The 24,480-nt window shown below is 55.1% G+C and carries 22 protein-coding genes; 14 read left to right on the top strand and 8 right to left on the bottom strand.

Annotated features, from left to right (window positions below):
* Window positions 1-182 precede the first annotated feature (182 nt).
* The 3 genes from CDH47_RS00795 to CDH47_RS00805 all read left to right on the top strand — a co-directional run bounded on the left by CDH47_RS00795 (window position 183) and on the right by CDH47_RS00805 (window position 3,494).
* Window positions 183-560 carry a DUF2237 family protein gene (locus CDH47_RS00795; protein WP_100637934.1) on the top strand — a complete coding sequence of 126 codons (378 nt, stop codon included), beginning with the start codon at window positions 183-185 and terminating at the stop codon, window positions 558-560.
* Window positions 560-2,716: a tRNA(Met) cytidine acetyltransferase TmcA gene (locus CDH47_RS00800; protein ID WP_100637935.1), complete on the top strand. Its 2,157-nt coding sequence runs from the start codon at window positions 560-562 to the stop codon at window positions 2,714-2,716. Before CDH47_RS00795 ends, CDH47_RS00800 begins: the two co-directional genes overlap by 1 nt.
* A 70-nt stretch (window positions 2,717-2,786) precedes the next feature.
* Complete coding sequence (locus CDH47_RS00805) at window positions 2,787-3,494, top strand: ankyrin repeat domain-containing protein (protein WP_100637936.1); 708 nt, start codon at window positions 2,787-2,789, stop codon at window positions 3,492-3,494.
* A 21-nt stretch (window positions 3,495-3,515) separates the two neighbouring features.
* Here the strand turns inward: CDH47_RS00805 and CDH47_RS00810 are convergent, their stop codons facing one another.
* Window positions 3,516-4,619 (bottom strand): enoyl-CoA hydratase/isomerase family protein, encoded by a 1,104-nt coding sequence (locus tag CDH47_RS00810; RefSeq protein ID WP_100637937.1) that lies wholly within the window; start codon window positions 4,617-4,619, stop codon window positions 3,516-3,518.
* A gap of 220 nt (window positions 4,620-4,839) precedes the next feature.
* Between CDH47_RS00810 and CDH47_RS00815 the strand changes: the two genes are divergently transcribed.
* On the top strand, window positions 4,840-5,169 hold the full coding sequence (locus tag CDH47_RS00815) for a c-type cytochrome (protein WP_100637938.1): 330 nt from the start codon (window positions 4,840-4,842) through the stop codon (window positions 5,167-5,169).
* Between the two features lie 27 nt (window positions 5,170-5,196).
* Here CDH47_RS00815 and ppnN read toward each other — a convergent pair whose 3' ends face one another.
* Window positions 5,197-6,579, bottom strand: a complete 1,383-nt coding sequence (ppnN, locus tag CDH47_RS00820; protein WP_100637939.1) for a nucleotide 5'-monophosphate nucleosidase PpnN — start codon at window positions 6,577-6,579, stop codon at window positions 5,197-5,199.
* Window positions 6,580-6,689: 110 nt separating this feature from the next.
* Here ppnN and thiI point away from each other — a divergent pair, with 110 nt between their 5' ends.
* The gene (thiI, locus tag CDH47_RS00825; RefSeq protein ID WP_100637940.1) at window positions 6,690-8,144 is read left to right on the top strand and encodes a tRNA uracil 4-sulfurtransferase ThiI; all 1,455 of its coding nucleotides are present in this window, start codon (window positions 6,690-6,692) and stop codon (window positions 8,142-8,144) included.
* Window positions 8,145-8,148: 4 nt separating this feature from the next.
* Here thiI and CDH47_RS00830 read toward each other — a convergent pair whose 3' ends face one another.
* Complete coding sequence (locus tag CDH47_RS00830) at window positions 8,149-9,162, bottom strand: histone deacetylase family protein (RefSeq protein ID WP_100637941.1); 1,014 nt, start codon at window positions 9,160-9,162, stop codon at window positions 8,149-8,151.
* A gap of 210 nt (window positions 9,163-9,372) precedes the next feature.
* On the opposite strand from CDH47_RS00830, the gene CDH47_RS00835 reads away from it, so the two are divergent.
* Window positions 9,373-10,827, top strand: coding sequence for an NAD-dependent succinate-semialdehyde dehydrogenase (locus tag CDH47_RS00835; RefSeq protein ID WP_100637942.1), 1,455 nt, complete (start codon window positions 9,373-9,375; stop codon window positions 10,825-10,827).
* A 160-nt stretch (window positions 10,828-10,987) separates the two neighbouring features.
* On the top strand, window positions 10,988-13,153 hold the full coding sequence (uvrD, locus tag CDH47_RS00840) for a DNA helicase II (RefSeq protein WP_100637943.1): 2,166 nt from the start codon (window positions 10,988-10,990) through the stop codon (window positions 13,151-13,153).
* A 153-nt stretch (window positions 13,154-13,306) separates the two neighbouring features.
* On the opposite strand, the gene CDH47_RS00845 is transcribed toward uvrD, so the two are convergent.
* The 3 genes from CDH47_RS00845 to arsH form a co-directional block, all read right to left on the bottom strand.
* Window positions 13,307-14,104: an undecaprenyl-diphosphate phosphatase gene (locus CDH47_RS00845; RefSeq protein ID WP_100637944.1), complete on the bottom strand. Its 798-nt coding sequence runs from the start codon at window positions 14,102-14,104 to the stop codon at window positions 13,307-13,309.
* A 153-nt stretch (window positions 14,105-14,257) separates the two neighbouring features.
* A complete protein-coding gene (gene arsB / locus CDH47_RS00850) occupies window positions 14,258-15,319 on the bottom strand; it encodes an ACR3 family arsenite efflux transporter (protein WP_100637945.1) in 1,062 nt (353 codons plus the stop codon).
* Between the two features lie 13 nt (window positions 15,320-15,332).
* Window positions 15,333-16,049, bottom strand: a complete 717-nt coding sequence (gene arsH, locus CDH47_RS00855) for an arsenical resistance protein ArsH (protein WP_100637946.1) — start codon at window positions 16,047-16,049, stop codon at window positions 15,333-15,335.
* Between the two features lie 120 nt (window positions 16,050-16,169).
* Between arsH and CDH47_RS00860 the strand changes: the two genes are divergently transcribed.
* Complete coding sequence (locus CDH47_RS00860) at window positions 16,170-16,559, top strand: ArsR/SmtB family transcription factor (RefSeq protein WP_100637947.1); 390 nt, start codon at window positions 16,170-16,172, stop codon at window positions 16,557-16,559.
* A 118-nt stretch (window positions 16,560-16,677) separates the two neighbouring features.
* Here the strand turns inward: CDH47_RS00860 and CDH47_RS00865 are convergent, their stop codons facing one another.
* The gene (locus CDH47_RS00865) at window positions 16,678-17,205 is read right to left on the bottom strand and encodes a porin family protein (RefSeq protein WP_239985539.1); all 528 of its coding nucleotides are present in this window, start codon (window positions 17,203-17,205) and stop codon (window positions 16,678-16,680) included.
* Window positions 17,206-17,455: 250 nt separating this feature from the next.
* On the opposite strand from CDH47_RS00865, the gene CDH47_RS00870 reads away from it, so the two are divergent.
* Both CDH47_RS00870 and CDH47_RS00875 read left to right on the top strand, forming a co-directional pair.
* Window positions 17,456-18,127 carry an SDR family oxidoreductase gene (locus CDH47_RS00870; protein ID WP_100637948.1) on the top strand — a complete coding sequence of 224 codons (672 nt, stop codon included), beginning with the start codon at window positions 17,456-17,458 and terminating at the stop codon, window positions 18,125-18,127.
* The gene (locus CDH47_RS00875) at window positions 18,124-19,227 is read left to right on the top strand and encodes a tRNA-queuosine alpha-mannosyltransferase domain-containing protein (RefSeq protein ID WP_338037988.1); all 1,104 of its coding nucleotides are present in this window, start codon (window positions 18,124-18,126) and stop codon (window positions 19,225-19,227) included. The genes CDH47_RS00870 and CDH47_RS00875 overlap by 4 nt, the downstream gene beginning before the upstream one ends.
* Window positions 19,228-19,235: 8 nt before the next feature.
* Here the strand turns inward: CDH47_RS00875 and CDH47_RS00880 are convergent, their stop codons facing one another.
* Window positions 19,236-19,640: an acyl-CoA thioesterase gene (locus CDH47_RS00880; protein WP_100637949.1), complete on the bottom strand. Its 405-nt coding sequence runs from the start codon at window positions 19,638-19,640 to the stop codon at window positions 19,236-19,238.
* A 193-nt stretch (window positions 19,641-19,833) separates the two neighbouring features.
* Here CDH47_RS00880 and CDH47_RS00885 point away from each other — a divergent pair, with 193 nt between their 5' ends.
* The 4 genes from CDH47_RS00885 to pstB all read left to right on the top strand — a co-directional run bounded on the left by CDH47_RS00885 (window position 19,834) and on the right by pstB (window position 24,479).
* The gene (locus tag CDH47_RS00885; RefSeq protein WP_420843652.1) at window positions 19,834-20,883 is read left to right on the top strand and encodes a substrate-binding domain-containing protein; all 1,050 of its coding nucleotides are present in this window, start codon (window positions 19,834-19,836) and stop codon (window positions 20,881-20,883) included.
* Window positions 20,883-22,271 (top strand): phosphate ABC transporter permease subunit PstC, encoded by a 1,389-nt coding sequence (pstC, locus tag CDH47_RS00890; protein WP_100637950.1) that lies wholly within the window; start codon window positions 20,883-20,885, stop codon window positions 22,269-22,271. The genes CDH47_RS00885 and pstC overlap by 1 nt, the downstream gene beginning before the upstream one ends.
* Complete coding sequence (pstA, locus tag CDH47_RS00895) at window positions 22,264-23,562, top strand: phosphate ABC transporter permease PstA (protein ID WP_100637951.1); 1,299 nt, start codon at window positions 22,264-22,266, stop codon at window positions 23,560-23,562. Before pstC ends, pstA begins: the two co-directional genes overlap by 8 nt.
* Before the next feature lie 68 nt (window positions 23,563-23,630).
* Window positions 23,631-24,479, top strand: coding sequence for a phosphate ABC transporter ATP-binding protein PstB (gene pstB / locus CDH47_RS00900; protein WP_205077473.1), 849 nt, complete (start codon window positions 23,631-23,633; stop codon window positions 24,477-24,479).
* Window position 24,480: the final 1 nt, after the last annotated feature.

Below are 24,480 nucleotides of genomic sequence, written 5' to 3' on the forward strand. Positions count from 1 at the left end.
AACATGTGGGTTTACCATTCTCTACCCATCGTTCTAATTGGGTGCAAAGAAGCAGAGCGGGTCCCTTTCCAAAATACGCTGTGAATACCTCCCTGTACGCTCGGCTCCGCCATCCATGGCTCCGCACGATTTTGGAAAGGGACCCGCTCTGCTTCTTACCCCGACAGTTACAGGAGACGAATATGCAAATGGAAGAATCAATTAACGTACTCGGTGAAAAGCTGGAAACCTGCAGCACGGATCCGGAAACGGGTTTTTACCGGGATGGCTGCTGCAATACAGGGCCGGATGATCATGGCTCTCACACCGTTTGCGTGGTGATGACCGATGAGTTTTTGGAATTCTCCAAAGCTCGGGGTAACGATTTGAGCACGCCGGTGCCAGCCTTCGGGTTTCCGGGCTTGAAAGCCGGAGACGGCTGGTGTCTGTGTGCGGCTCGTTGGCATGAAGCCTTTGAAGCGGGCAAGGCCCCAAGGGTTCGGTTGCGTGCAACCCATCAGGCGGCGTTGGAGCATTGCGATCTTGGTGATCTGAAATCTCATGGTATAGACCTCAGCTAATGAGCTCAGTAACGGAAACCCTTTTACCAGACGCTGACGCCTGGCGTTCCTTGCAGTCCGAACTTGCGGCTGCCGGGCAGCGGCGGTTGGTGTTGGTGGAGGGTGCCCGTGATCTTGCCATGCAGTGGTTGCAGGCACTGTTGCCAGCTTTGGAGCTGGATGGTGGGCTGTGGGTTGGAGGGGCTGGTGATGCACCAGACAGCCGCCTGACCAGTATTGAGCCGGCCAAGGCGCGGCAATGGCTGGGCAGGGAAACGTCGGTCGTTTTCTGGGACGGCTGGCGGGGCAATCCACCGGATGGGTTCGCGGCACTCTCAGGCACGCTGAAAGCCGGTGGTTTGTTGTTCTGGTTGATGCCGTCGCTGGATGAGTGGGGGCACTATGCTGATCCGGATTATTCCAGAACGGGGCTGGCTCACGATGAGTCCCATCCTTTTGCGGAGCGGATGGCGGGCATTTTGGCGGCAGATTCGTCGGTGATCCGGGTGCAGCTCGGTTCGCAGCGGCCACTGACCCTGCCAGAGTTGTCCAGCACAATCACAGAATTCGTTGTGGCCACAACACCCGATCAGCAGGAACTGATCCGGAAGTTGGTGGCATTCGGGCTTGGGCGCAGGAGGCGGCCATTGGTGGTGACTGCTGACCGGGGGCGAGGTAAATCTGCGGCCTTGGGAATGGCCGCCGCTCAGTTGTTGCAACAGGGGCGCCGGAATATTCTGATAACCGCTCCTTCCAGGGATAATGTGAACGCCCTGTTTGAACATGCCCGGGAAACTTTGAGCTCAGACGTGCTGGACGCGAGTGACGATCAAGTTGAAACCGTTTCCGGTGCCCGTCTGCGATTTATGTCCATTCGCGATTTGTTACGGGAAAAGCCAGACGCAGAGGTGGTTATGGTGGATGAAGCTGCCGCTATCCCGGTGCCCTTGCTAAAGCGGGTGCTTCTGGGTTGGCCACGGGTGGCTTTTGCCTCCACCGTGCATGGTTATGAAGGCGCCGGGCGCGGGTTTGCCATCCGCTTTCGCCAGATACTCGACGAGAAGACGCCCCAGTGGCAGTCACAAACGCTGTCTGAACCGGTGCGCTGGGCAGAAGGTGATCCACTGGAAGCTCTTGTATCTGATCTTTTCCTGTTGGGTGCCGAACACCAGCCGGTTGAGCTGACAGATACAGCGGTGAGCCAAGTCGTGATTGAGCCCTGGCATCCTGCCCGGGCTTCCGAGGCAGAGCTGGCGGATGCATTTGGTTTGCTGGTGGATGCCCACTATCGAACCACGCCGGCAGATCTTCGGCAGTGGCTGGATGATCCTGCAGTCAGAAGCTGGCGAGCTACTGTGAATGGTAAAACTATTGGGTTGCTTTGGGGCGCTGTGGAAGGAGGGTTGAGTAATGAATTGGCCGAGTTGGTAGCCAGCGGTAAACGCCGGGTTCGGGGGCACCTTTTGCCACAATCTCTGGCCAGCCACAGTGGATTCCCGGAAGCGGCAAGCCTGCGAGGTTTGCGGATTATCCGCATAGCTGTGTCAGCTCAGGCCAGGCGCTTTGGGCTCGGCGCCCGGCTAGTTGCTGCAGCGGCTGAGAGCGCGAACCAACAAGGTCTGGATTTTACAGGCACCAGCTTTGGTGGCAATTCCGATCTCTACGCCTTCTGGGTCTCCTGCGGACTGGAGCTTGTGCGCATTGGGCTGCAGCAGGAGGCTACAAGCGGGGAGTTTCCTGTGCAGATGCTTCGTGCCCACAGCACTCGCGCTGCGGCCTTGGCCTCGCAACTGCGAGTGCGGCTGGCGCGACACTGGCTGACGCTTGTGCCACTGAACTGGAGCGACCTGGAGCCGGAGTTGCTGCTTGAGTTAACCGCCGGTCTGCCATCGTGGAGCAGGCCAGATACTGCAGATATCCGGGACTTGCAGAATTTTTCTGAGGGTCACAGGGGGTTTCGGCTGATGCTCCCGGTATTGCGGGAATTAAGCATGGCTTTGGACGTTTCAAGTTGGCTTAGGGGACATGATGAGGCGAACTTGTGGTGCCGGGCAGTGCTTCAAGGTTTGAGTTGGGCGGAACTGCAACGCGAAGGGTTATGTTCAGGCCAGCGCGATGGCGAGGATCGTTTGCGCAAGGTTATCCGTGAACTTCTGCAAGAGGGGCCAGAGTTGTGACCCGCTCGATTTAATTATTTTGACCATCTGCTCAAAATAGGCCGCTTCTATCTGACAGAGACTGCTCGTTATGGCCAAGGGAATCGGCTTCTCCCGCTCCTCGCACCTGCTATTCGTTCTGCTACTCGCTTCAGTGCTCACTTTTATTACCGGATGTGCCTCCAGAGAAGTTCCTGCCAATCTGGACTCGCAGCCTGAAAATGCATCAGGCTCCGATCTGTATCGGGCTGCAGCAGAAGGGGACTTTGATGCTGTCAGCAAACTGACAACGTCGGGTGCGCCCCTGAATACGCTGACAGGAAACGGCACACCGCTAATGGCTGCTGTGCGAGCAAAGGCGGATCGTGTTGTGTGGTACCTCCTGAGTCAGGGCGCCAACCCGGATCTTGCTGAGCGCGATCAGGTTACACCTCTGATAGTCGCTTCAGGGCAAGGAGATCGCCGGCTTACGCGTCTGCTGCTATCTGCCGGAGCCAAGGTAAACGCTGAAGATCTGCAAGGCTATACCCCCGTTATGCGTGCTGCTGAAGCGGGGCAGTTATCGGTGGTGAAAATTTTGCTGACAGCAGGGGCAAACGTTAATGTCAGCCAAAATGGCGAATCACTGTTGATGAAAGTGGTTTCTACTGGCGATCTTCTGACTGCAGAAATGCTTCTTGCAGCCGGTGCCGATGTAAACTTCCGCGCCGAGAATGGCGATACTGCGCTCGACGTAGCTCGGGCGAGCAACCACCAGGACCTGGAAATGCTGTTGGTACAGGCCGGCGCCGATCTTTAGCAGCCTGTGGTGTTCCACGCATTATTCCAGTTGCATGGGGTCCGTCTGATCGTCCCAAACGGGTAGGAAGTGGGCGTCAATAACCGCCTGAGGTACCTCTTTGATGCTGGCAAAAGACCATTGGGGGGTCTGATCGCGGTCGATCAGCCTGGCTCTTATACCTTCAGCCAGATCGGGCCTGCGCACGCACTCCCACACCATGGCGAGTTCCATGCGGAATACGTCTTTCAGTGTCATCTGCTGAGCCTTCTTAAGCTGATTCCAGATCAACCAGGCTGACACCGGACAACCTTCTTTTAAGGTTTTAATGCAGGCTTGCCACCATTCAGTGTCGACGCGAGCTGCCAGCAGTCGGTCGATAATCTCCGGTAAGCTGGAGCCAGCACACAACCTTGCAATATCCCGTTCGTGTAACTCCAGGTGGCTGGTGGGCAGGGCAGAGTAATCCGGAGTTTCAAGCTGGCTCAACAATTGGAACAGCTGGTTGTCATCGGAAGCTACACGGCCACTCCAACGCTCTTCCTGTAGGCGTGATAACAGACATTCGTGGTGGTTGTCGGGCAGGGCTATATCTGCGAGCCCGACGCGCAGCGCATCGGCTACGTTCAGGCGTGCGCCGGTCAGGCCCATGAACAACCCAAGGCGCCCCGGCAGGCGATTCAGGAACCAACTGGCGCCAACGTCCGGAAACAGGCCAATGGTAATCTCTGGCATGGCCAGAATGGCGTCCGGTGTCAGTAGCCGGTAACGACAAGCGGAAAACAGGCCCAGGCCGCCACCCATAATAATACCGTGCCCGATTCCCACAACCGGCTTGGGAAACCTGTGCAGGGTATAATCCAGTTCGTACTCATGCCGGAAAACGCTGAAGGCCGCTTCGGGCCTGCTGGCACCTGTTAATGAGCGGTACAAATCCCGGACATCCCCGCCAGCGCAGAAACTCTTCGCCCCGGAACCACGTATCAGTACGACACAAATACGCTCATCATCAGCCCAGCGCCTGAGAGTGCTTCTGATAGTAACGATCATATCTTCAGTGAGTGCGTTCAGTGTCGTAGGGGAGTTCAGGGTCAATAAGCCGATGTGGCCTTTGCGGCAGGGGAGTTCTTGAACCTCTACAGACATTAATAGTGTCTCCGGGTAGTAAAAAAGTTTTCTGATGCGGACTTTGGCCGTACAGTCTCAGTAACGGGATCAATGTTAAAAAAATCGAGTCTTGCCACAAAAGCATTGATCTATGGCATTTGCGCGATGTTACGTCTGTGCTATAACTTTCAACCAGTTTCCGGTTCGGCTTAGAGTACCGTTTCGCACTACTTAAAACGATGATGAGAGGTTAATCATAATGAAGCTTAAACACTATGCTGTTGCAGGCCTTTTTGCACTAGGCGCCACCGTTCCTGCTGTCTCTGCTGCAGGTGATGTGGAGGCAGGCAAGGCAAAGTCAGCGGTTTGTGCTGCTTGCCATGGCCAGAACGGGATTGCCCAGATCCCAATGTACGCCAACCTTGCGGGCCAGCATGAACAGTACCTGGTTTCTGCGCTCAAGGCCTATAGAAGCAAAGAGCGCAACGGTGGCATGGCTGCCATCATGCAGGGCCAGGCAGCGGCTCTCAGTGATGAGGATATTGCGAATCTTGCAGCCTACTATGCAAGTTTGCCCGCTGGCGGTTAATTAATGCTTTGGCATCAATACAGCAGCTCAGGCTGCTGTATTGACAATGCGGTAACTTGGCCGATAAGCAGAGGGCCCAGGGAGTTTCATGCGATTATTGGCAATGAAACGCTCAAGCATTGCTTCAAGAGGTTTGATCAGGGTTGGGTCTCCTGTGATTTCAAAAGGCCCCTTCTCCTGCACTTTTCGGATACCCCCATCCTTTACGTTTCCGGCGACTATGCCACTGAACGCCTTTCTCAGGTTTGCAGCAATCAGATGTACCGGCTGATCACGGTGTAGCTCAAGAGCCAGCATGTTTTCGTGGTCCGGCTCGAAAGGTTGCTGGAATACCGGGTCGATTTTTAGCATCCAATTGAAATAATAGGCGTCCTGCATGGCGCGCCGGAAGGTTTCTACATCCTTGATGCCCTTTTTCATGGTCTGCGCTACCCGAACAGGATCATCAATAATAATTTCGTATTTGCTGGTGGCCTCTTCTCCAAGCGCGTTACGGATGAAGTTGTCGATCATCTCGAAATATTCGGCATTTTCTTTCCTGCCTGTGAATATCACCGGGAAGGGCAGGTCCACGTTGTCCGGGTGCAGAAGAATGCCCAGCAGGTAAAGAATCTCCTCGGCAGTGCCAACACCACCAGGGAAAACAACAACGCCGTGCCCGCAGCGAACAAAGGCTTCCAGTCGCTTTTCGATGTCCGGCATGATAATCAGTTCATTAACGATGGGGTTGGGAGCTTCTGCACCAATGATGCCAGGTTCGGTAATACCGATATAGCGGCCGTTTTTTACCCGCTGTTTCGCATGCGCTATTGTGGCTCCCTTCATGGGCCCCTTCATGGCGCCCGGGCCACACCCGGTGCATATGCTTAACTCACGCAGGCCAAGCTGGTGGCCAACTTCCTTGCTGTACTGATATTCCTCATGGCTGATGGAGTGGCCGCCCCAGCATACCACCAGGTCGGGCTGGCGACCGGTTTGCAGGGCCCGGGCATTGCGCAGTATATGGAAGACCATATTGGTCAGCTCGTCAGGCCCATTGCCCTTCAGAATTCCGGCAAACTTTGGTGTAGAGTGGGTGTAAACAATATCCCGCAGAACCGAGAACAGGTGCTCGCGATTTGCCAAAAGCATCTCGTCGTCTACAAACGCATGCGCTGGCGCATTAATCAGCTCCAGTTTGAGACCTCTGGGTTGTGGTATCAGGCGTATATCGAAATCCGCATAGGTCTTCATCAGGTCCTGACAGTCATCGGTCACGGCACCCGTGTTCAGAACAGCGAGGGCGCATTGCCTGAACAATCGGTACAGGCCGCCCTCGCTTTTATCCTTGAGTAGATTGACCTCGTGATTGGACAATATTTCCAGGCTGCCCTCAGGTGAAACAAGGGCATTGATGGTTGGTGCGGTCATGAATGGAAAAGCTCCTGAGTGTTGCGGTAATACCCGATTTTGAGGCATAACGCCGAAGCGTTACACTATGCGCTCTCCTGATCATACACCATTCGACAAAACGCCCATTTATGAAACTTCTTATTCGTCCAGCCTCCGAGGTTGCCATCAAGAGCAAGCCTGTCCGTCGTCAGCAGATGCGTCAGTTGCGCCAGAACATCCGTAAACTAATGGCCCGGCTCGACGAGAGCATTGTGGTTAAAGGAAGCTGGGACAGGGTTAGTGTAGATGTACCTGAGGGCCAAGGCCTGGATGGTGCAGTTGTTGATGAAATTATGCGAATTCCTGGAATTTCAACTATCCAGGAAATTGCAGCCTTTCCCCTTGTGAGCCTGGAAGACATTGCAGAGAAGGCCGTGGAAGTATTTGCGGGCAGGTTGGATGGAAAATCTTTTGCCGTTCGCGCTCGTCGACACGGAACCCACGACTTCCGTTCGATAGACATCCAGCGTTTTGTAGGCAGCGAACTGTTTCTTTCCGCTTCTGACACCAGCGTAGATTTGCGCTCACCTGATGTGGAGGTGCGTATTGAGGTTGCGGATGACCATTTCCACATTACCCAACGTAAGCACCGTGGTTTGGGTGGTTTCCCACTGGGCACCATTGAGAATGTGATGACGCTGATGTCAGGTGGTTATGACTCATCGGTCGCTGCCTACCTGATGTTGCGGCGAGGGCTGCGTAACCACTTTTTGTTTTTCAATCTTGGCGGGGTTGCTCATGAGGTGGGCGTGCGCCAGGTGGTTCATTATTTGTGGGATCGCTACGGAGCCTCTCACGGTGCCAAGTTTATCTCTGTGCCCTTTGAGGGCGTGGTGGAAGAAATCATGCAGTCTGTCGGGCACCGGCACTGGGGTGTGGTGCTCAAGCGGCAAATGCTCAAGGCTGCGAGCGAGATTGCACGGCACAATAATGCTACTGGTCTGGTAACCGGTGATGCGGTGGCGCAGGTGTCGAGCCAGACCCTCACCAACCTGAATGTGGTTGACAGGGCAAGCGACGAAGTGGTCTTGCGGCCTCTGGTCGCCATGGATAAGGAAGCCATTATCAAGCTGGCTCGGGAAATTGGTACTGAGCCCTATGCCCGCAACATGCCTGAATACTGTGGCGTGATCTCCCAGAAACCGGCTACCAGAGCCAAGCTGCACCGGGTAGAGGCAGATGAGGCTGAAATGGACCCGGAGGTGCTGGAGCAGGCTATTGCAGCCCGCGAAGAAACCCTGGTCGGTGATTTGCTGGACACCACCACCACGCCAGAAGACGTTGAGTTGGTAAGAACGCCAGGGGTTAGTGATGTAGTTGTAGATGTGCGCCACCCGGCGGAAAGGGAGCAGTCTCCTTTGGTGCTCACTGGTAACGAGATTATGCACATCCCGTTTTATGAGCTGAACCGCAAGGTGCCTGAACTGCCCGCCAACCGCCAGTACCTGTTGTATTGCGATCGTGGCACCATGAGCCGCATGCATGCAGTACACTTGAAAGCGGAAGGGCACGAAAACGTTAAAGTTTACGCACCCGCCTCATAAAGTATCAGCTTCCCATTCCTTTGAAGAACTGCTGTACGTTCTCGCTCAGGCTGTCCAGGTCATAGCCGCCTTCCTGCACGACAAGTGTAGGAAGGCCTAGCTGGCGCATGTGTGTGCCGAGTTTGCAGAAGCCTTCTGAGGAGACAGACACCTTGGCTTGAGGATCGTCTTTATAGATATCAAAGCCCAGTGTCAGAATCAGTGCATCCGGCTGGAACAATTTGATAGCAGCCATGGCCTCCTCAAGTTTTCTGAAGAAGTCCTCTTCGGATGAGCCATGAGGCATGGGGAGGTTGATGTTGTAACCATATCCATCGCCTTCGCCGCGCTCATTCTCGAATCCAGAGACTACCGGATAAAAGTTGGTTGGGTCGCCGTGGATGGATATATAGAGGACATCACTGCGATCGTAGAAGATTTCCTGGATACCCTGGCCGTGATGCATGTCGGGATCCAGAATAACCAGGCGAGGGAATCTGGGTTTCATATGCTCGGCGGCAATGGCAGCATTGTTGAGATAGCAGAAACCACCTGCCGAGTCCTTACGGGCATGATGCCCGGGTGGACGACACACTGCGTAGGAGGTGCGGTCTCCAGCCATGAGCGCGTCGGCGGCGGCCACAGCCGTTTGAGCGGACCAGTAAGCTGCTTCCCATGTGTGCTCCCCGATGGGGCTGCTGCCGTCAGCCTGATACCGGGCCGCTTCTGCCAGGATGCCTGTCAGGTGGTTGGGGGAGTGTACGAAGATATTGGACATGACTTCCTCCCCCCAGTCGTCCATTTCTTTCCAGCGGCGATGGGCCGATTCGAGAAAGCGCAGATACCCCAGGTCGTGTACCTTGGAAATTGGCCTCGCGCCCTGATCGGAAGGCTGTAATACCGGAATGCCTGCCTCTTTCAAGCCTTCCAGCATTTGGTTGGTGCGATCCGGTACCTCTTGAGGCTGTCGCATCTGGCCCCGGGTGAAGTAGGACTGGGGGGAGTGCTTGTCTTGCGCGGGATGGAAAAACGCTTTCATTATCCGACCTCCTGGATTTCCTGTATTACTCCGGGACTGTGCACACAGATACCGAGTATGAGCATTGGGAGTATAGGCACAGATCAGGAATGGTCAAAAGGCGAGGTATCGACTTTACAGGTAGTGATTCAGCATCCAAGATGAAAGGCGGATTCCACATACAAACCTATACACCTTCCGGGTGTCGTTACTGATTGAACAGGAGCCGAAATGATCGAGTCACCACTGCTGGGAAAGATGACTGGCTACATCGGCGGTCGCTGGACTGACAATGAGCAGGGCAACACCTTTGATGTATACAACCCGGCAACGGGAAAGGTGATTGCACAGGTTGCTTCCATGCCTGAAAGCGAAGTGATAGCAGCGGTTGAAGCGGGCAAATCCGCACTGCAGCTAACCAATCCTTACTCCATCGAAACCCGTAAGAAGTGGCTCGAAGATATTCGTGATGCACTCCGGGCAAACAAAGAAGAGGTGGGGCGAATACTGTGTCTGGAACATGGCAAGCCGCTGAATGAAGCCCAGGGAGAAGTGGATTACGCCGCGGGCTTTTTTGACTACTGCTCCAAAAACATTCAAACGCTGGATGCCCAGGAACTCCCGGGAAAACCCCGTGACTGCACCTGGACAGTCCACTATCGCCCTGTTGGCGTTGCCGCACTCATCACGCCCTGGAACTTTCCCATTGGCATGATCGCCAAAAAACTTTCGGCCGCCTTGGCCGCGGGCTGCCCTTCTGTGATCAAGCCGGCGAGCGAAACCCCGTTGACCATGATTGCGCTGTTCGACTTGATGGACAAGCATGTGAGCCTGCCTGATGGCATGGTGAACCTGGTGATGGGCAAGGCCAGCGTGATTGGCAAGGTTCTGTGCGAAAGCCCGGATGTGCCCATGCTGAGTTTTACCGGGTCGACAGAAGTAGGCCAAAAGCTGGTTGTGGACACTGCCGATCAGATTAAGAAGCTGGCTCTGGAGTTGGGTGGTAACGCGCCGTTTATCGTGTTTGATGATGCGGATCTGGACGCCGCTGCAGATAACCTGATTGCCAACAAGTTCCGCGGCGGTGGGCAAACCTGCGTGTGTGCAAACCGGATTTTTATCCATGAAAATGTCATGGGTGCATTCTCCGAAAAGCTTGCCGAGCGTGTAAACAAGATGACTGTCGGCGATGGTATTAACGGAGATGTGGATCTGGGCCCGCTGATCAATCAGGCCGGCTTCGACAAGGTGAAGCAGCATCTGGAAGATGCCTTGGCCAAGGGAGCCTCGCTGGTAGCTGGTAAAGATCCCGGCGAACTCGGTGATGGGCACCTGTTCTTCCCTCCAACGGTTGTGTCGGGGGTGACTCGGGAAATGCGTTGTTTCCGGGAGGAAACCTTCGGGCCCTTGGTGCCTATGGCCAGCTTCCGCACTGAAGAAGAGGTTATCGCAGCGGGTAACGATACCGAGTTTGGCCTGGCTTCCTACGTGTTCACGGCGGATACCGAGCGAGCACAGCGTGTTGCTGCCGGCCTGCGGTTTGGGCATGTAGGCTGGAATACCGGCACAGGGCCTACGCCAGAGGCACCTTTTGGCGGTATGAAAGCTTCAGGAACTGGCCGCGAAGGTGGGCATGAGGGGTTGTTCGAGTTTGTCGAGGCGCAAACAGTGCCCAGGGGCTTCTGATTACAGGGCCGTCCAATTAAATAATGAAGGCGAGCCATGGCTCGCCTTCATTATTTGGGTTATGCATGTTGCTATCATTCGGGGCTGGGGCAGGCTCGGTCACGACTTGTTATAATCCTCCGTCTGATTTCCTCATTCCCCGGACTACAGTGATTTCCCCATGGATGTCTCCCACATTATTGATTCCCTGAATGATGCCCAGCGCGAGGCGGTTACCGCACAGAATGACCACTTATTGGTGCTGGCCGGTGCCGGCAGTGGTAAAACCCGGGTGCTGGTGCACCGGATTGCGTGGTTGATGCAGGTGGATCGCGTTCCACCCACGGGGATTCTGGCGGTCACCTTTACCAACAAGGCCGCCAAAGAGATGCGTTACCGCATCGAAGAGATGATGAACATTCCGTCCCGCGGCCTTTGGTTTGGCACCTTCCACGGTATTGCTCACCGACTGCTGAGGGCGCACTCGAAGGATGCCGGGCTGCCGGAGAACTTCCAGGTGCTCGACAGCGATGATCAGCTGCGTATGGTCAAGCGGGTAATGCGGGAAGCGCAGATAGATGAAAGCCAGTTCCCGCCCAAGCAGGCGCAATGGTTCATCAGTAGCCAGAAAGACGAAGGCTTGCGGGCGGACCACATTCAGGAAAATCCGGGCGATCACTTCACCTCCACTATGGTGAAGGTGTACCGCCGTTACGAAGAGCTGTGCCAGCAGAGCGGACTGGTAGACTTCGGTGAGTTGCTGCTTCGCTCCCATGAACTCTGGCTGCACCGTCCGGAAATACTGGCCCACTATCAGCAGCGCTTTCAGCACATTCTGGTGGACGAGTTTCAGGACACCAACACGATTCAATACGCCTGGCTGCAGGTTCTGGCTGGCAACCGCGTACCGCTGACGGTGGTGGGTGATGACGACCAGTCGATTTACGGCTGGCGCGGCGCCAAAATCGAAAATATCCAGCAGTATCAACGGGATTTTCCGAATTCCCGGCTGGTGCGTCTGGAACAGAACTACCGCTCTACACAGCTGATTCTGAAAGCCGCTAACGCTGTGATCGCCAACAACCAGGGCAGGCTCGGCAAGGAGCTTTGGACTGATGGTGTGGAAGGCGAGCCTATCAGCCTTTACGCTGCGTTCAACGAGCAGGATGAAGCCAATTACATAGCCGACAGTATTTCCAGTTGGGTGAACGAAGGCAATCTGCGCAGCGAATCTGCCATTCTTTACCGCTCCAACGCCCAATCCCGGGTGCTGGAGGAATCCCTGATGCGCCAGGGCATTCCGTATCGGGTATATGGCGGCCTGCGCTTTTACGATCGCCAGGAGATTCGCAACGCCTTGGCTTACTTGCGATTGGTGCATTATCGCCGTGATGATGCGGCTTTTGAACGAGTTGTAAACGTGCCCACCCGGGGCATCGGCGCCAAGAGCCTGGCGGAACTGCGTGAATACGCAAGCAACCAGAGCATATCTCTGTGGGAGTCCGCGGAGCGTTTGCTGGAGGCCGGGCAGGTGAAAGGCCGGGCGAAAACCGGTTTGCAGAAATTCATCGAGATTATTGAGGAGCTGGCTGCCATGGCTGAAGAGGCCTCGCTTCATGGGCTGATGAAGCAGACCATCGAAGCCAGCGGCCTGAAGGACTACCACGCCAGCGAAAAAGGCGAGAAAGCCCAGGCTCGGGTGGAAAACCTGGAGGAGCTGGTAAATGCTCTTGCAGATTTTGATGTGGAAGAGGGTGTGGACCCGCTCTCGGAGTTTATTGCCCAGGCTGCATTGGATGCCGGCGAATCCCAGGCGGAAGATCATGAAGACAGTGTACAGTTGATGACGTTGCACTCTGCTAAAGGCCTGGAGTTTCCGTTGGTATTCCTTGCCGGTGTTGAGGAAGGTTTGTTCCCCCACAGCATGTCGCTGGAAGAGCCGGGGCGTATGGAGGAAGAGCGGCGTTTGGCTTATGTGGGCATTACTCGTGCCATGAAAAAGCTGGTGATTACTTATGCCGAATCACGCCGCCTGTATGGTCAGGAGAAGTTCCACGCGCTCTCGAGGTTCGTAAGGGAGATTCCCAGCGACTGTCTGCAAGAAGTGCGCTTACGCAACACGGTTACCCGCCCGGCCATGCTGGATCGCCCCAACGAAGGTTTGTTCAGTCAGGATTCTGCAAAGCAGTCGGGTTTCAGCTTAGGGCAGAGAGTTCGACACCCGAAGTTCGGAGAAGGTGTTGTAATGAACGCTGAAGGCACCGGGCACCATACGCGGGTGCAGGTAAATTTCGATGAAGGTGCCAAGTGGTTGGTGCTGGCTTATGCGCCGCTAGAGGCCTGTTAACTATTATCGGGGAGCGCAGGCTGGGGGAAGGCTTTTCAAAACTGTGCGGAGCCATGGATGGCGGAGCCCAAGCGTCACATGGATGTGCCGCAAGGAGCGTGTTTTGAAAAGCCTTCCCCCTGCCTGCGCTTCTTGCACCGAGCCAAATAGCCGCTACATAAGAACGGCGTAAATAACCCCAGCCAAAATAACTCTGTAGATAACGTAAGGCCACATGCCCACCTTGTTCAGCCATTTCAGGAAGAAGTGGATAGCGGTGATGGCAATAATGAAGGATGTAACGCCCCCTACCAGAAATGCACTCCAGTCCACGGTGATATCCGCAGCCGCGACTTCCAGAAGTTTAACGGCCGAGGCCAACGCGGTAATCGGAATGGCCAGCAGGAAGGAGAAGCGGGAGGCGGTTTCCCGGCTCATGCCCAGGAACAGGCCAGCAGTAATGGTAATGCCAGAGCGAGAAGTGCCGGGTACAAGGGCAATGGCCTGGGCGATACCAACCAGTAAAGCATCTTTCCAGTTGAGGCTATCCAGAGAGCGTTGTCGCTTGGGCATCCAGTCGGCAATACCCAGTAGCAGGCCGAAGAACAGTGTGGTGGCAAAGATGATTTCCACGGCGCGCAGTTCGTTATCGATGATGTCCAGTAGTGCCAGACCCGCGAGACCTGCCGGGATCGTGCCTATCACCAGATACAGAGCCAAAGCACCTTGGCCGACCACGCGGCGCCGGTTTATAGACATGAGGCCGTCCCGGGCAATGCTGAATACATCGGCACGGAAGTAAATGACGACTGCCAGCAGAGTGCCCACGTGAACCGCAAGGTCGAAGGCTACTCCTTGATCCACCCAGTCAAAAAACGCGGGTACAAGAATCAGGTGCGCTGAGCTGGAAATAGGCAGGAATTCGGTCAGTCCCTGGAGAAGACCAAGGAAAAAAGCCTGGAGAAAATCCATTCTAAGGTTCCGTTCGGTTCAGAGGTTTACGGTTCAATGGTAAGAAAGATGGGCGGGATATTAGCAGGGTGCTGGTTAGCTGAACAGGTCACGAGCCCCAGCGCTGTGCTTTGCAAGGTTGCCCCGGCCAGTTTCCGGGGCGACGCTGAGCGGTCAGGCCGGGAATTTATCTCGGGTATTGTTGGCGATACGCACCAGAAACAGCATTAAAGGCACTTCTACTAGTACGCCAACGACTGTCGCCAGGGCCGCTCCGGATTGCAGACCAAACAAGGCAATGGCAGCAGCCACGGCCAGTTCAAAAAAATTGCTGGCGCCAATCATGGCACCGGGAGCGGCGATGCAGTGGCGCACTTTCCACAGCCGGGCCCAGCCATAGGCCAGGAAGAAAACCAGGAAAGTCTGGATGATCAGTGGCACAGCAATCAGCACAATATGTAATGGGTTGTTCAGAATGACTTCGCCCTGAAAGGCGAACAGCAGCACCAAAGTGACAATCAAGGCGGCTGGAGTGATCGGTGCGAGGCGCTTCATGAATACCTCGTCGTACCAGCGCTGGCCGTTTCGGGTAATCAAGGTACGACGAGTCAGGTAGCCGGCGGTGAGGGGTATCACGATGTACAGCACCACAGACAAAAGCACCGTATCCCAGGGCACCTGGATATCGGATATGCCCAGCAGTAAAACCACAATGGGCGCGAAGGCGAATAGCATGATGATGTCGTTAAGGGACACCTGCACCAGGGTATAGGCGGCGTCGCCTTTGGTCAGGTAACTCCATACAAACACCATGGCGGTGCAGGGCGCAGCACCCAGAAGAATGGCGCCGGCCAGGTATTCATGGGCCAGGTCAGGCGCAATAAACGGCTTGAACACCACCATCAGGAAAAGCCAGGCAATGGCGAACATGGTGAAGGGCTTGATAAGCCAGTTCACGATGGTGGTTATGGCCAGCCCTTTCGGCTCTTTTCTTACACCAACGATGGCACCGAAATCGATTTGCGCCATCATTGGAAAGATCATCGCCCAGATCAGGATAGCGATAGGGATAGACACCTGGGCGTATTCGAAGCGAGAGAGAGTTTCGGGTATTCCAGGGGCCAGCTGGCCCAAAGCTACGCCAGCAATAATAGCCAGAGCGACCCAAACTGACAGATAGCGGCCAAACAGATCCATGCCTTCTGAGGTGGCTTCGGTTGCGGTGTTATTTTTCATGGCTGCCTCTAACTCAGATAGATCGTTGGTTGACGCGCTTCGATAACTCCTCGGCGCTTTCTTTGCGCTCGGAATACCGATCGGTCAGGTAGCCGCTTCGATCGCGTACCAGTAACGTGAACTTCATCAGTTCTTCCATCACATCGACAATGCGGTCGTAGTAGGAGGACGGCTTCATGCGGTCGTTCTCATCAAACTCCATAAAAGCTTTGGCCACGGATGACTGGTTAGGAATCGTTACCATCCGCATCCAGCGCCCCAGTACCCGCAGCTGATTGACCGCGTTGAAGGATTGGGAGCCGCCGCACACCTGCATCACCGCCAGAGTTTTACCTTGAGTTGGGCGCACGGCACCAAGAGAAAGGGGAATCCAGTCGATCTGGGTTTTCATTATCCCAGTCATGGCGCCGTGGCGTTCCGGTGAGCACCACACCATGCCTTCAGCCCACTCAGCAAGATCACGCAGTTCCTGAACTTTAGGGTGGGAAGCGTCTTCAGCATCGGCCAAAGGCAGGCCGCACGGGTTAAATATGCGGGTTTCGGCGCCCATTGCTTCCAATAAACGGGCGGACTCTTCCACCACGAGCCGGCTGAACGAGCGGTCTCGCAGGGAACCATAGAGCAGCAAAATGCGAGGAGCATGGTTTGAAGGGGCGACTCCAAATACTTGCTCTGTAGTCGGTACCTTGAACAGTTCTGAATCGAGGTTGGGAAGTGCGGTCGGCTTCATGGTGTAATTTGTAATCTCGCTATCCGAGTGTCTTTACTTTGTTATCTTCGAAAACTAGTATCGCAGAAATAGCATATATGGAAAACCGAATATGCAGAAAATTCAGGATTGGCAGGTTTTATGATTAGAGGTGTTTTTCATCATCAGGAAGCCGGGCTGAAGCGCGAAGACTGCAGCCCGGTAACCGTTTTCAAGGCCTTGAGCGACGGGTTACGGCTGGCGGCTTTGTTGCTTATTCGGGAACAGAAAGAATTGTGTGTGTGCGAACTGACGGAAGCTTTTGATGTGTCCCAGCCGAAGGTCAGTCGCCACCTTGCCGCATTGCGGGAGGCCGGACTGGTAGAAACGGAGCGTCGCGGGCAATGGATTTACTATTCAGTGAACCCACAACTGTCGGATTGGGTAACTCGGGTTCTTGATGAAACGGCGCAAAATAATAAGGCCTTGATCGAAACGCCTATGGCGAAGTTGCAGGCAATGGCTGAGCGCCCGGCACCGCAGTGCCCCTGAGCAATCACTGAATACACGACCTGCGAAATTCGCAAGGAGAACACCGCGGGCTGGAGGCGTGCTTGTTGATATCGTCGGGCTTATCGACAGCCGCCTAAAGCATGAACCTCTGGTGTGTTCAGAAGCGCAGAACCAGGCCAGCGCCTGCTTCAATCTGAAGGTAGCCGCTGCTGCGGTAGGTGAGCTCGCAGCCGCCGGAGCAGAGCACAGCCCCGCCGGAATCCAGGGCTGTGTAGATTCCACGAAGGTCCAGTCTCAGGCGCAAACTGTCGTTAAGAAAGAATTGATAACCACCCCCAAGGGAGAGCGCAAGGCGATGTTCCGTATCGAAACCTGAACCTTTTGGCTCAAGCCGCGTTACACCCAGCACTCCAGAGGCAAAGCCACCGTGGGTTTTTCGGCCCGGAAAGTAGAGCCCACCGAACTGCAGCTGATAAATCGTAACGTCAATTGCCTGTGTTCCCGTGGTAAACAAACCGCTATCGAGCTTGGCCGAGGTATCTTGCCGGCCAAAATACAGCTCGCCCTGCTTGCCTGCTTCTGGCAGGTCAAAGTTCAGAACAATCCCTTGGCTAACGGAGTCCTTGAATTTGATTTGATCCTTGGTGCTGGCGCCGGCGGATTCAATATCGACAGAGCTGCCCATGCGGTAACCTGCAAAGGGCGTGATGCCAAAATCGGCAGCTACTGAAGTTGAAATCAGGGAAAGGGCTGTTGTTAATATGAATAACTGCCTGAATCTCATGGGCTGAGGGTCTCTGATTTCTTGAAAAGGCTGTGCCGGGCGATAAGGTATAAGCATTACAGACTCGGGCAATCTTGCCAATAGGTTAGAGTGGTCGAGGTGAAAGTTGCCTGCTGGTTTTTTGAAGCTGTTCTGAAAGGAGTAATTTCTTATGTCTAAGTCGAGCTTGGTAGTAATTACTGGAGCCAACCGCGGAATTGGCCTTGAGCTTGCCCGTCATTATGCTCGTGAAGGGCATGAAGTAGTTGGTGTGTGCCGACAGTCGTCTGATGAACTGGCAAGCGTGGCCGCTCAGGTAATTGAAGGCGTAGATGTGACCAGTGAAGAAGGGGTTGAAACACTGAAGGCCGGGCTGGCTGGCAAAAGCATCAGCCTACTGGTCAACAATGCAGGCCTGCTGCAGGATGAGCAGCTGGGTAGTATTGATTTCGACTCCATCCGCACACAGATGGAAATCAATGCCTACGCGCCCTTGCGCGTGGCGGAAGCGCTGGTGCCGCTGATGGGGCAGGGCAGCAAAATCGCCAACATTACCAGTCGTATGGGCTCCATTGCCGATAACGACTCGGGTGGCCGCTACGGTTACCGGGCCTCCAAGGCGGCGTTGAACGCCTTTGGTAAGTCTTTGGCGATGGATTTGAAGCCCAGGGGGATTGCGGTTGCCCAATTGCACCCTGGTTTTGTGAAGACCCGTATGGTGAACTTTGGTGGATTGATCACTCCGGAAGAGTCCGCCCGTGGGCTGGTGGAACAGATTGCCAGGCTGAACCTGGAGAATACTGGCTCCTTCTGGCACAGCAATGGTGAAGAGCTACCCTGGTGAGCATCAAGCCACGCATTCTGCTACTGTCGGCGTACGACGCCGCCAGCCATAAGCGCTGGCGTGAACAGCTCATGGCACTGTTGCCGGAATATCACTGGCATGCCTTGGCGTTAGCCCCTCGTTTTTTTCAGTGGCGTATCCGCGGCAACGCACTGAGCTGGCTGAACGAGCCTTGCTTCGAAGAGTCCTGGGACCTGGTCATTGCTACGTCTATGGTGGACCTCGCAACCCTGCGGGGCTTGCATCCACAATTGGCAAACACACCTTGCTTGTTATACATGCACGAGAACCAGTTCGCCTTCCCTGTCAGTAATCAGCAGCAGGGGCGGGTGGAGCCCCAAGTGGTCAATTTGTATGGTGCGGTGGCTGCGGATAGCGTGGTATTTAACAGTGCCTGGAATCGAGATAGCTTTCTGCAAGGAGCCGCAGAGTTTCTGGGCAAAATGCCGGATGCGGTGCCGGAAGGGCTGATTGAAGGCTTGCAGCATAAATCCAGAGTACTTCCGGTACCCATTGAAGATTATCTGTTCGCCGACAATCCGAAGCTCTTGAATCGGGATTGTCCACATCTCCTCTGGAATCACCGCTGGGAATACGATAAAGCGCCGGACAGGTTGCTCAGTTTTTTGAAGCGTCTTGAAAAACGGCAGCAGCCATATCGACTGAGCGTGGTCGGAGAAGGCTTTCGCAATCATCCGGGATCGTTTGATCAGATAGCGGCGCAGTTCGGCAATCGCATCGACAGTTGGGGGTTTCTGGAAAGTCGGGCTGAATACGACGGGCTGCTGCGTAAGGCAGATATTGTTCTATCAACCGCACTTCATGATTTTCAGGGGCTGTCGATACTGGAGGCAATGGCATCCGGATGCGTCCCTCTGGCACCCGACCGGCTGGCATACCGGGAATACGTGCCTGACAGCTGTCGTTATGAAAGCCATGAACAGGACGCTGGTGCGGAAGCTGAAGCTGCGATCAGCTGTTTGCAACGCATTCTGGAGAAACCGCCCGCCGGGTGTCGGCCGGACCCCTGGAGGGCGTCGGTATTGGCAGAGCAATACCGGCTGCTGTTTAATGAACTCATCCGGGCCTGGCCGGATTGATCGGGCGATCAGGCTGGCTGCTGGGGTACTTCCCGAATGCGCCCCTGCTCATCAATCGCAACGTACACAAACCGCCCCTCGGTTACCTTGCGCGGGTTTTTCGCCGTGCGGTCCAGAGTCCACACTTCCACATGGATTTTCATGGAGCTGCGGCCAATATCGACCAGCTCGCAGTAGCAGCCCACTTGGGAGCCCACCCTCAGCGGGGAGAGAAACTCCATTCCGTCCATTGCCACAGTAGCGTTGCGGCCCAGGGATATGCGGCCGGCCATAGTGGCTGCTGCAATATCCATCTGCTTGACCAACCAGCCTGCAAATACGTCGCCATTCGCGTTGGTATCTTGTGGTAGGGGAATAATCTGAAGGATCAAGTCGCCGCGAGGGGTGGGTTTATCGTCATCGTACGCCGTCATGAAGCCTGCCTTTTATTAGAGTCTGGAATTATTTTCTTAGCATGGTAACGACCTGCAGCACGGCTGCAAGCTTATTTGCTGCTTCGGCACAATATTTCAGCAGGTGTAACAAAGCTGTCACACACAAGCTCTAGTCTTTAGCCATCAGTAAACCGGTGCTGTACACAATTTTAGTGACTGATGGAGATTTAACGTGATTAAACCGAATACAGCTTTTGCTATCGTTGCACTGACTGGCGGGTTATCCATGCTTTCCGCTCCGGCAATGGCCCGTGACACCGTCAACGTTGTGGGTTCTTCAACGGTTTATCCTTTTGCAACGGTTGTAGCCGAGCGCTTTGGCCGCAACACCAGCTTTCCTACACCCAAGCTGGAATCAACGGGTTCTGGTGGCGGCTTCAAGCTGTTCTGTGCGGGTATTGGTACTCAGCACCCGGACATTACCAACGCCTCTCGCCGGATGAAAACCAGCGAATTCGAAATGTGCCAGCGTAATGGCGTGGAAGCCATTACTGAAGTAAAAATCGGCGCTGATGGCATTGTAATCGCAAACTCCAAGCAAGCTGCCCAGATGGATCTGAGCCTGCAGCAGGTGTTCCTGGCGCTGGCCAAAGAAGTTCCCGACCCAAAAGGCGGTGACAAGCTGGTTGCCAACCCTTATGAGAAGTGGAGCGATATCGATTCCAGCCTGCCTGGTAAGGCCATCCGTGTGATGGGGCCGCCCCCCACTTCTGGCACCCGTGATGCCTTCGTGGAAATTGCGATGGAAGGCGGCTGCAAAACCTACGGCTTCATCAAGGCCATGGAAAAGAAAGAAATGCGCGGCGTTTGCCACAATATGCGTGAAGATGGCGCATTCGTTGAGGCCGGCGAAAACGATAACTTGATCGTGCAGCGTCTGGTGCAGGACAAAGACACCCTGGGCATCTTTGGCTACAGTTTCCTCATGGAAAACAGCGGTGAAATTCAGGCAACGACTATCAACGGAGTGGCGCCAACACCAGACACCATCGCCGATGAAGAGTACCCGGTTGCCCGCTCTCTGTTCTTCTATATCAAGAATGCCCACGCAGGTGTGGTTCCAGGCATTGCCGAGTATGCGCAGGAATTCACCACCGAAGGCGCCTGGGGCGATAATGGTTACCTGGTGGATGTTGGGCTGATCCCTAACCCCCGCAACGTTCGCATGGAAACCGCGAAGGCTGTTCGGGAACTCAAACCAATGACAGGTGATGAGCTTTAATGCAGACGGCTGACTTACTGCCCCTGGTTCTGGTGCTTGCCGCAGTAGCTTACGGGTTCGCTTATATGCGTTCCCGGGCTGTGGCAGCGCCCCTGGGGGGCATCCGTAATCTCAAGGCCCTGCCGGCATACTATGCCGCCAGGGCTGCGCTTTGGTGTGCGATACCAGCCTTGATCATCCTGGGTGCCTGGGCCGCGTTTGAAGGCAAGGTTATTCAGAACATGGTGATGGCTTCCCTGCCGGCAGAGTTGATGCCGCAATCGGCAGGGCATGCCAGCCTGACGCTATCCCAGATCAGTAACCTGGCAGCTGGCAAGCTGAACCCCGCCATGGTGCCCGATGGCATTTCCAGTGCCGCTGTGTTGCTGCAAGAGTTGCGAGAGCAAAGCAGCCGCTTCAAAAGCCTTTTGGTTGTTTTGATTGCGGTTCTTGGCGGCACCTTCGCCTGGACACGAGTAGCTCCGACTATCAATGCTCGCAAGAGCGTGGAACTTACGCTTCAGCGCCTGTTCTTTGTGTGTGCCGCTGTGGCGATTCTGACCACCATCGGTATTGTTTTTTCCGTTATTTTTGAAACCGTCCGCTTCTTTGGCAAGGTGCCGATGAGCGAGTTTCTGTTTGGCACCAACTGGAGCCCGCAAACTGCGCTGCGGGCGGATCAGGTAGGTTCAGAGGGCGCGTTTGGCGTTATTCCGCTCTTCACTGGCACCCTGATGATCTCTGCCATTGCCATGCTGATTGCCGTGCCGGTGGGCCTGTTGTCGGCGGTTTATCTTTCAGAATACGCCAGCCCAAGGATGCGCTCGGTGGTCAAGCCCCTTCTGGAAATGCTGGCGGGTGTGCCCACCGTGGTTTATGGCTTCTTTGCGGCGCTCACAGTAGCGCCTTTCATCCGCGATCTGGCTCTGATGCTGGGCCTTGAAGCCTCTTCCCAGAGCGCTTTGGCTGCGGGCTTGGTGATGGGCATCATGATTATTCCCTTTGTGTCTTCCTTGTCTGATGACGTGATCAATGCCGTGCCGCGCAGCCTTAGAGATGGCTCCCTGGCGCTGGGCGCCACTCAGTCTGAAACCATGAAAAATGTAATATTTCCGGCGGCGCTGCCCGGCATTATGGGCGGCATTTTGCTGGCCGCTTCCCGTGCCATTGGTGAAACCATGATAGTGGTGATGGCCGCTGGTCTGGCCGCAAACCTGACGGCCAACCCTCTGGATTCAGTGACTACTGTAACCGTACAGATTGTCACCCTGCTAACCGGTGACCAGGAGTTCGACAGCGCCAAAACACTGGCCGCGTTCGCCCTCGGCATGATGCTCTTCATCGTAACGCTTCTGCTGAACGTGATCGCACTGAAAGTCGTGCGTAAATACAGGGAACAATATGACTAAGCCAGGTTCACACGCGGAGCGTGAAGGCTCGCAGGCGGAGCTGATCCGCCGTTCGCTCAAGCGCCGCTATCGCAAGGAGCGCCGGTTCCGCCTTTATGGCATCACGGCTATTTCCATTGCGCTCTTCTCGCTGGTGATTCTGTTTACCGACATTATCAGCAAGGGATACACCGGTTTCATCAAAACCACCGTGACCCTTGAGGTGCATCTGGATGGTGAACTGATGTACCTGAACGATGCCTCAGATCCGGAACAGATCGCCATGGCAGACTTTCAGGCGCCCATCATCAAGGCCATGCAGGCGTATTTCCCGGAGGCTACCAGCCGGGCGGATAGGCGGGAGCTTAGCCGCATGACCGGCAGCTATGCCAGTAACCAGGTTCGTGACTTGCTGAAGGAGAATCCGGATTGGCTGGGCACTACTCGAACCATTGAGTTCCCGGCCCACGATACGGTGTCCGTTTACGTAAAGCATTCCGGCGACCCTGGGTATTCCATTCGATTGAGCGAACAGCAGCAGCGCTGGACGGATGAACTGCTCAGCAAAGGCGTGATCGATACCGGGTTTAACGATGTGTTTTTCACCAGTGGTGATTCACGAGAGCCCTCTAACGCGGGCATTCTCGGCGCACTGGTTGGCTCCTTGCTCACCATGGGCATTACCCTGGTCATTGCCTTCCCGGTGGGTGTGGCAGCGGCCATATATCTGGAAGAGTTTGCACCCAGTAACCGACTGACGGACTTTATTGAGGTCAACATCAACAACCTGGCAGCTGTGCCCTCCATCATCTTCGGGTTGCTGGGGCTGGCGGTATTCATCGGCCTGTTCGGTATGCCCCGATCGGTGCCCGTTGTGGGCGGCTTGGTGCTGGCGCTGATGACTCTGCCCACCATCATTATTTCGAGCCGTGCGGCCATCAAGAGTGTGCCTCCGTCGATCCGCGAGGCAGCCGAAGGCATAGGCGCATCGAAAATGCAGGTGGTGTTGCACCATGTTCTGCCCCTTGCCATGCCTGGCATGTTGACCGGCTCCATCATTGGTATGGCGCAAGCCCTGGGCGAGACGGCACCTCTGCTGCTGATTGGCATGGTGGCGTTTATTGTGGAGATACCGGATGGCTTCTTCAGTTCCGCCACCGTGTTGCCCGTACAGATTTTCATTTGGGCCGGCAGTGCAGAGCAGGGATTCGTGGAACTGGCCTCCGCCGGCATTATGGTACTGCTCGCTTTCCTGATCACCATGAACGCATTCGCCATCTGGCTGCGTAAACGCCTTGAGCGCCGTTGGTAAAGAGACAAGACACTATGATGAGTACCATCTCCAGCAATATGAACACAGCAACTAAAAGAGAGGCTGATATGCCTGAAGCGAACCGGACACTGGCTCGGGATGAGCGCCCGGCAGACACAGTGATCGAAGAAGGGAAAACCGTAGGCACCCCGTTTACGGACGACCCAAAGTTTCAGCTGCGGAATGTGGAGGTGTTTTATGGCGATACGCCGGCCATCAAAAACATCAGCCTGGATATTGCCCGTAACGAGGTCATTGCGTTTATCGGGCCTTCAGGCTGCGGTAAGTCCACCTTTTTGCGCTGCCTGAACCGGATGAACGACAGTATCGAGAGCTGCCGGATCAAAGGCTCGTTGTTACTGGACGGACAGGACATCTACGATCCTAAACGGGATGTGGTGGAGCTGCGCGCCCGGGTTGGCATGGTATTCCAGAAGCCTAACCCCTTCCCCAAATCCATCTACGATAACGTTGCCTACGGCCCCCGAATTCATGGCCTGGCCAATCGTAAGTCAGACCTGGATGACATTGTGGAAAACAGCCTTCGTAAGGCGGGATTGTGGAATGAGGTAAAGGATCGCCTTGGAGCTATGGCAACGGGAATGTCTGGCGGCCAGCAGCAGCGGTTGTGTATCGCCAGAGCCATAGCGGTCAGCCCGGAAGTGGTGCTGATGGATGAACCTTGTTCGGCGCTGGACCCGATTGCAACCGCGCGCATTGAAGAGTTGATTGCCGAGTTGTCCGAAAGCTACACCATAGTGATCGTGACCCACTCCATGCAGCAGGCTGCGCGGGTTTCCAATCGCACTGCCTACTTCCACCTGGGCCACCTTGTGGAAGTAAACGACACCAGCAAGGTCTTCACCATGCCGGAACATGAATTGACGGAATCCTACATCACTGGCCGGTTTGGCTGAT

Source organism: Marinobacter salexigens (genome assembly GCF_002806945.1).
Lineage (GTDB): Bacteria > Pseudomonadota > Gammaproteobacteria > Pseudomonadales > Oleiphilaceae > Marinobacter > Marinobacter salexigens.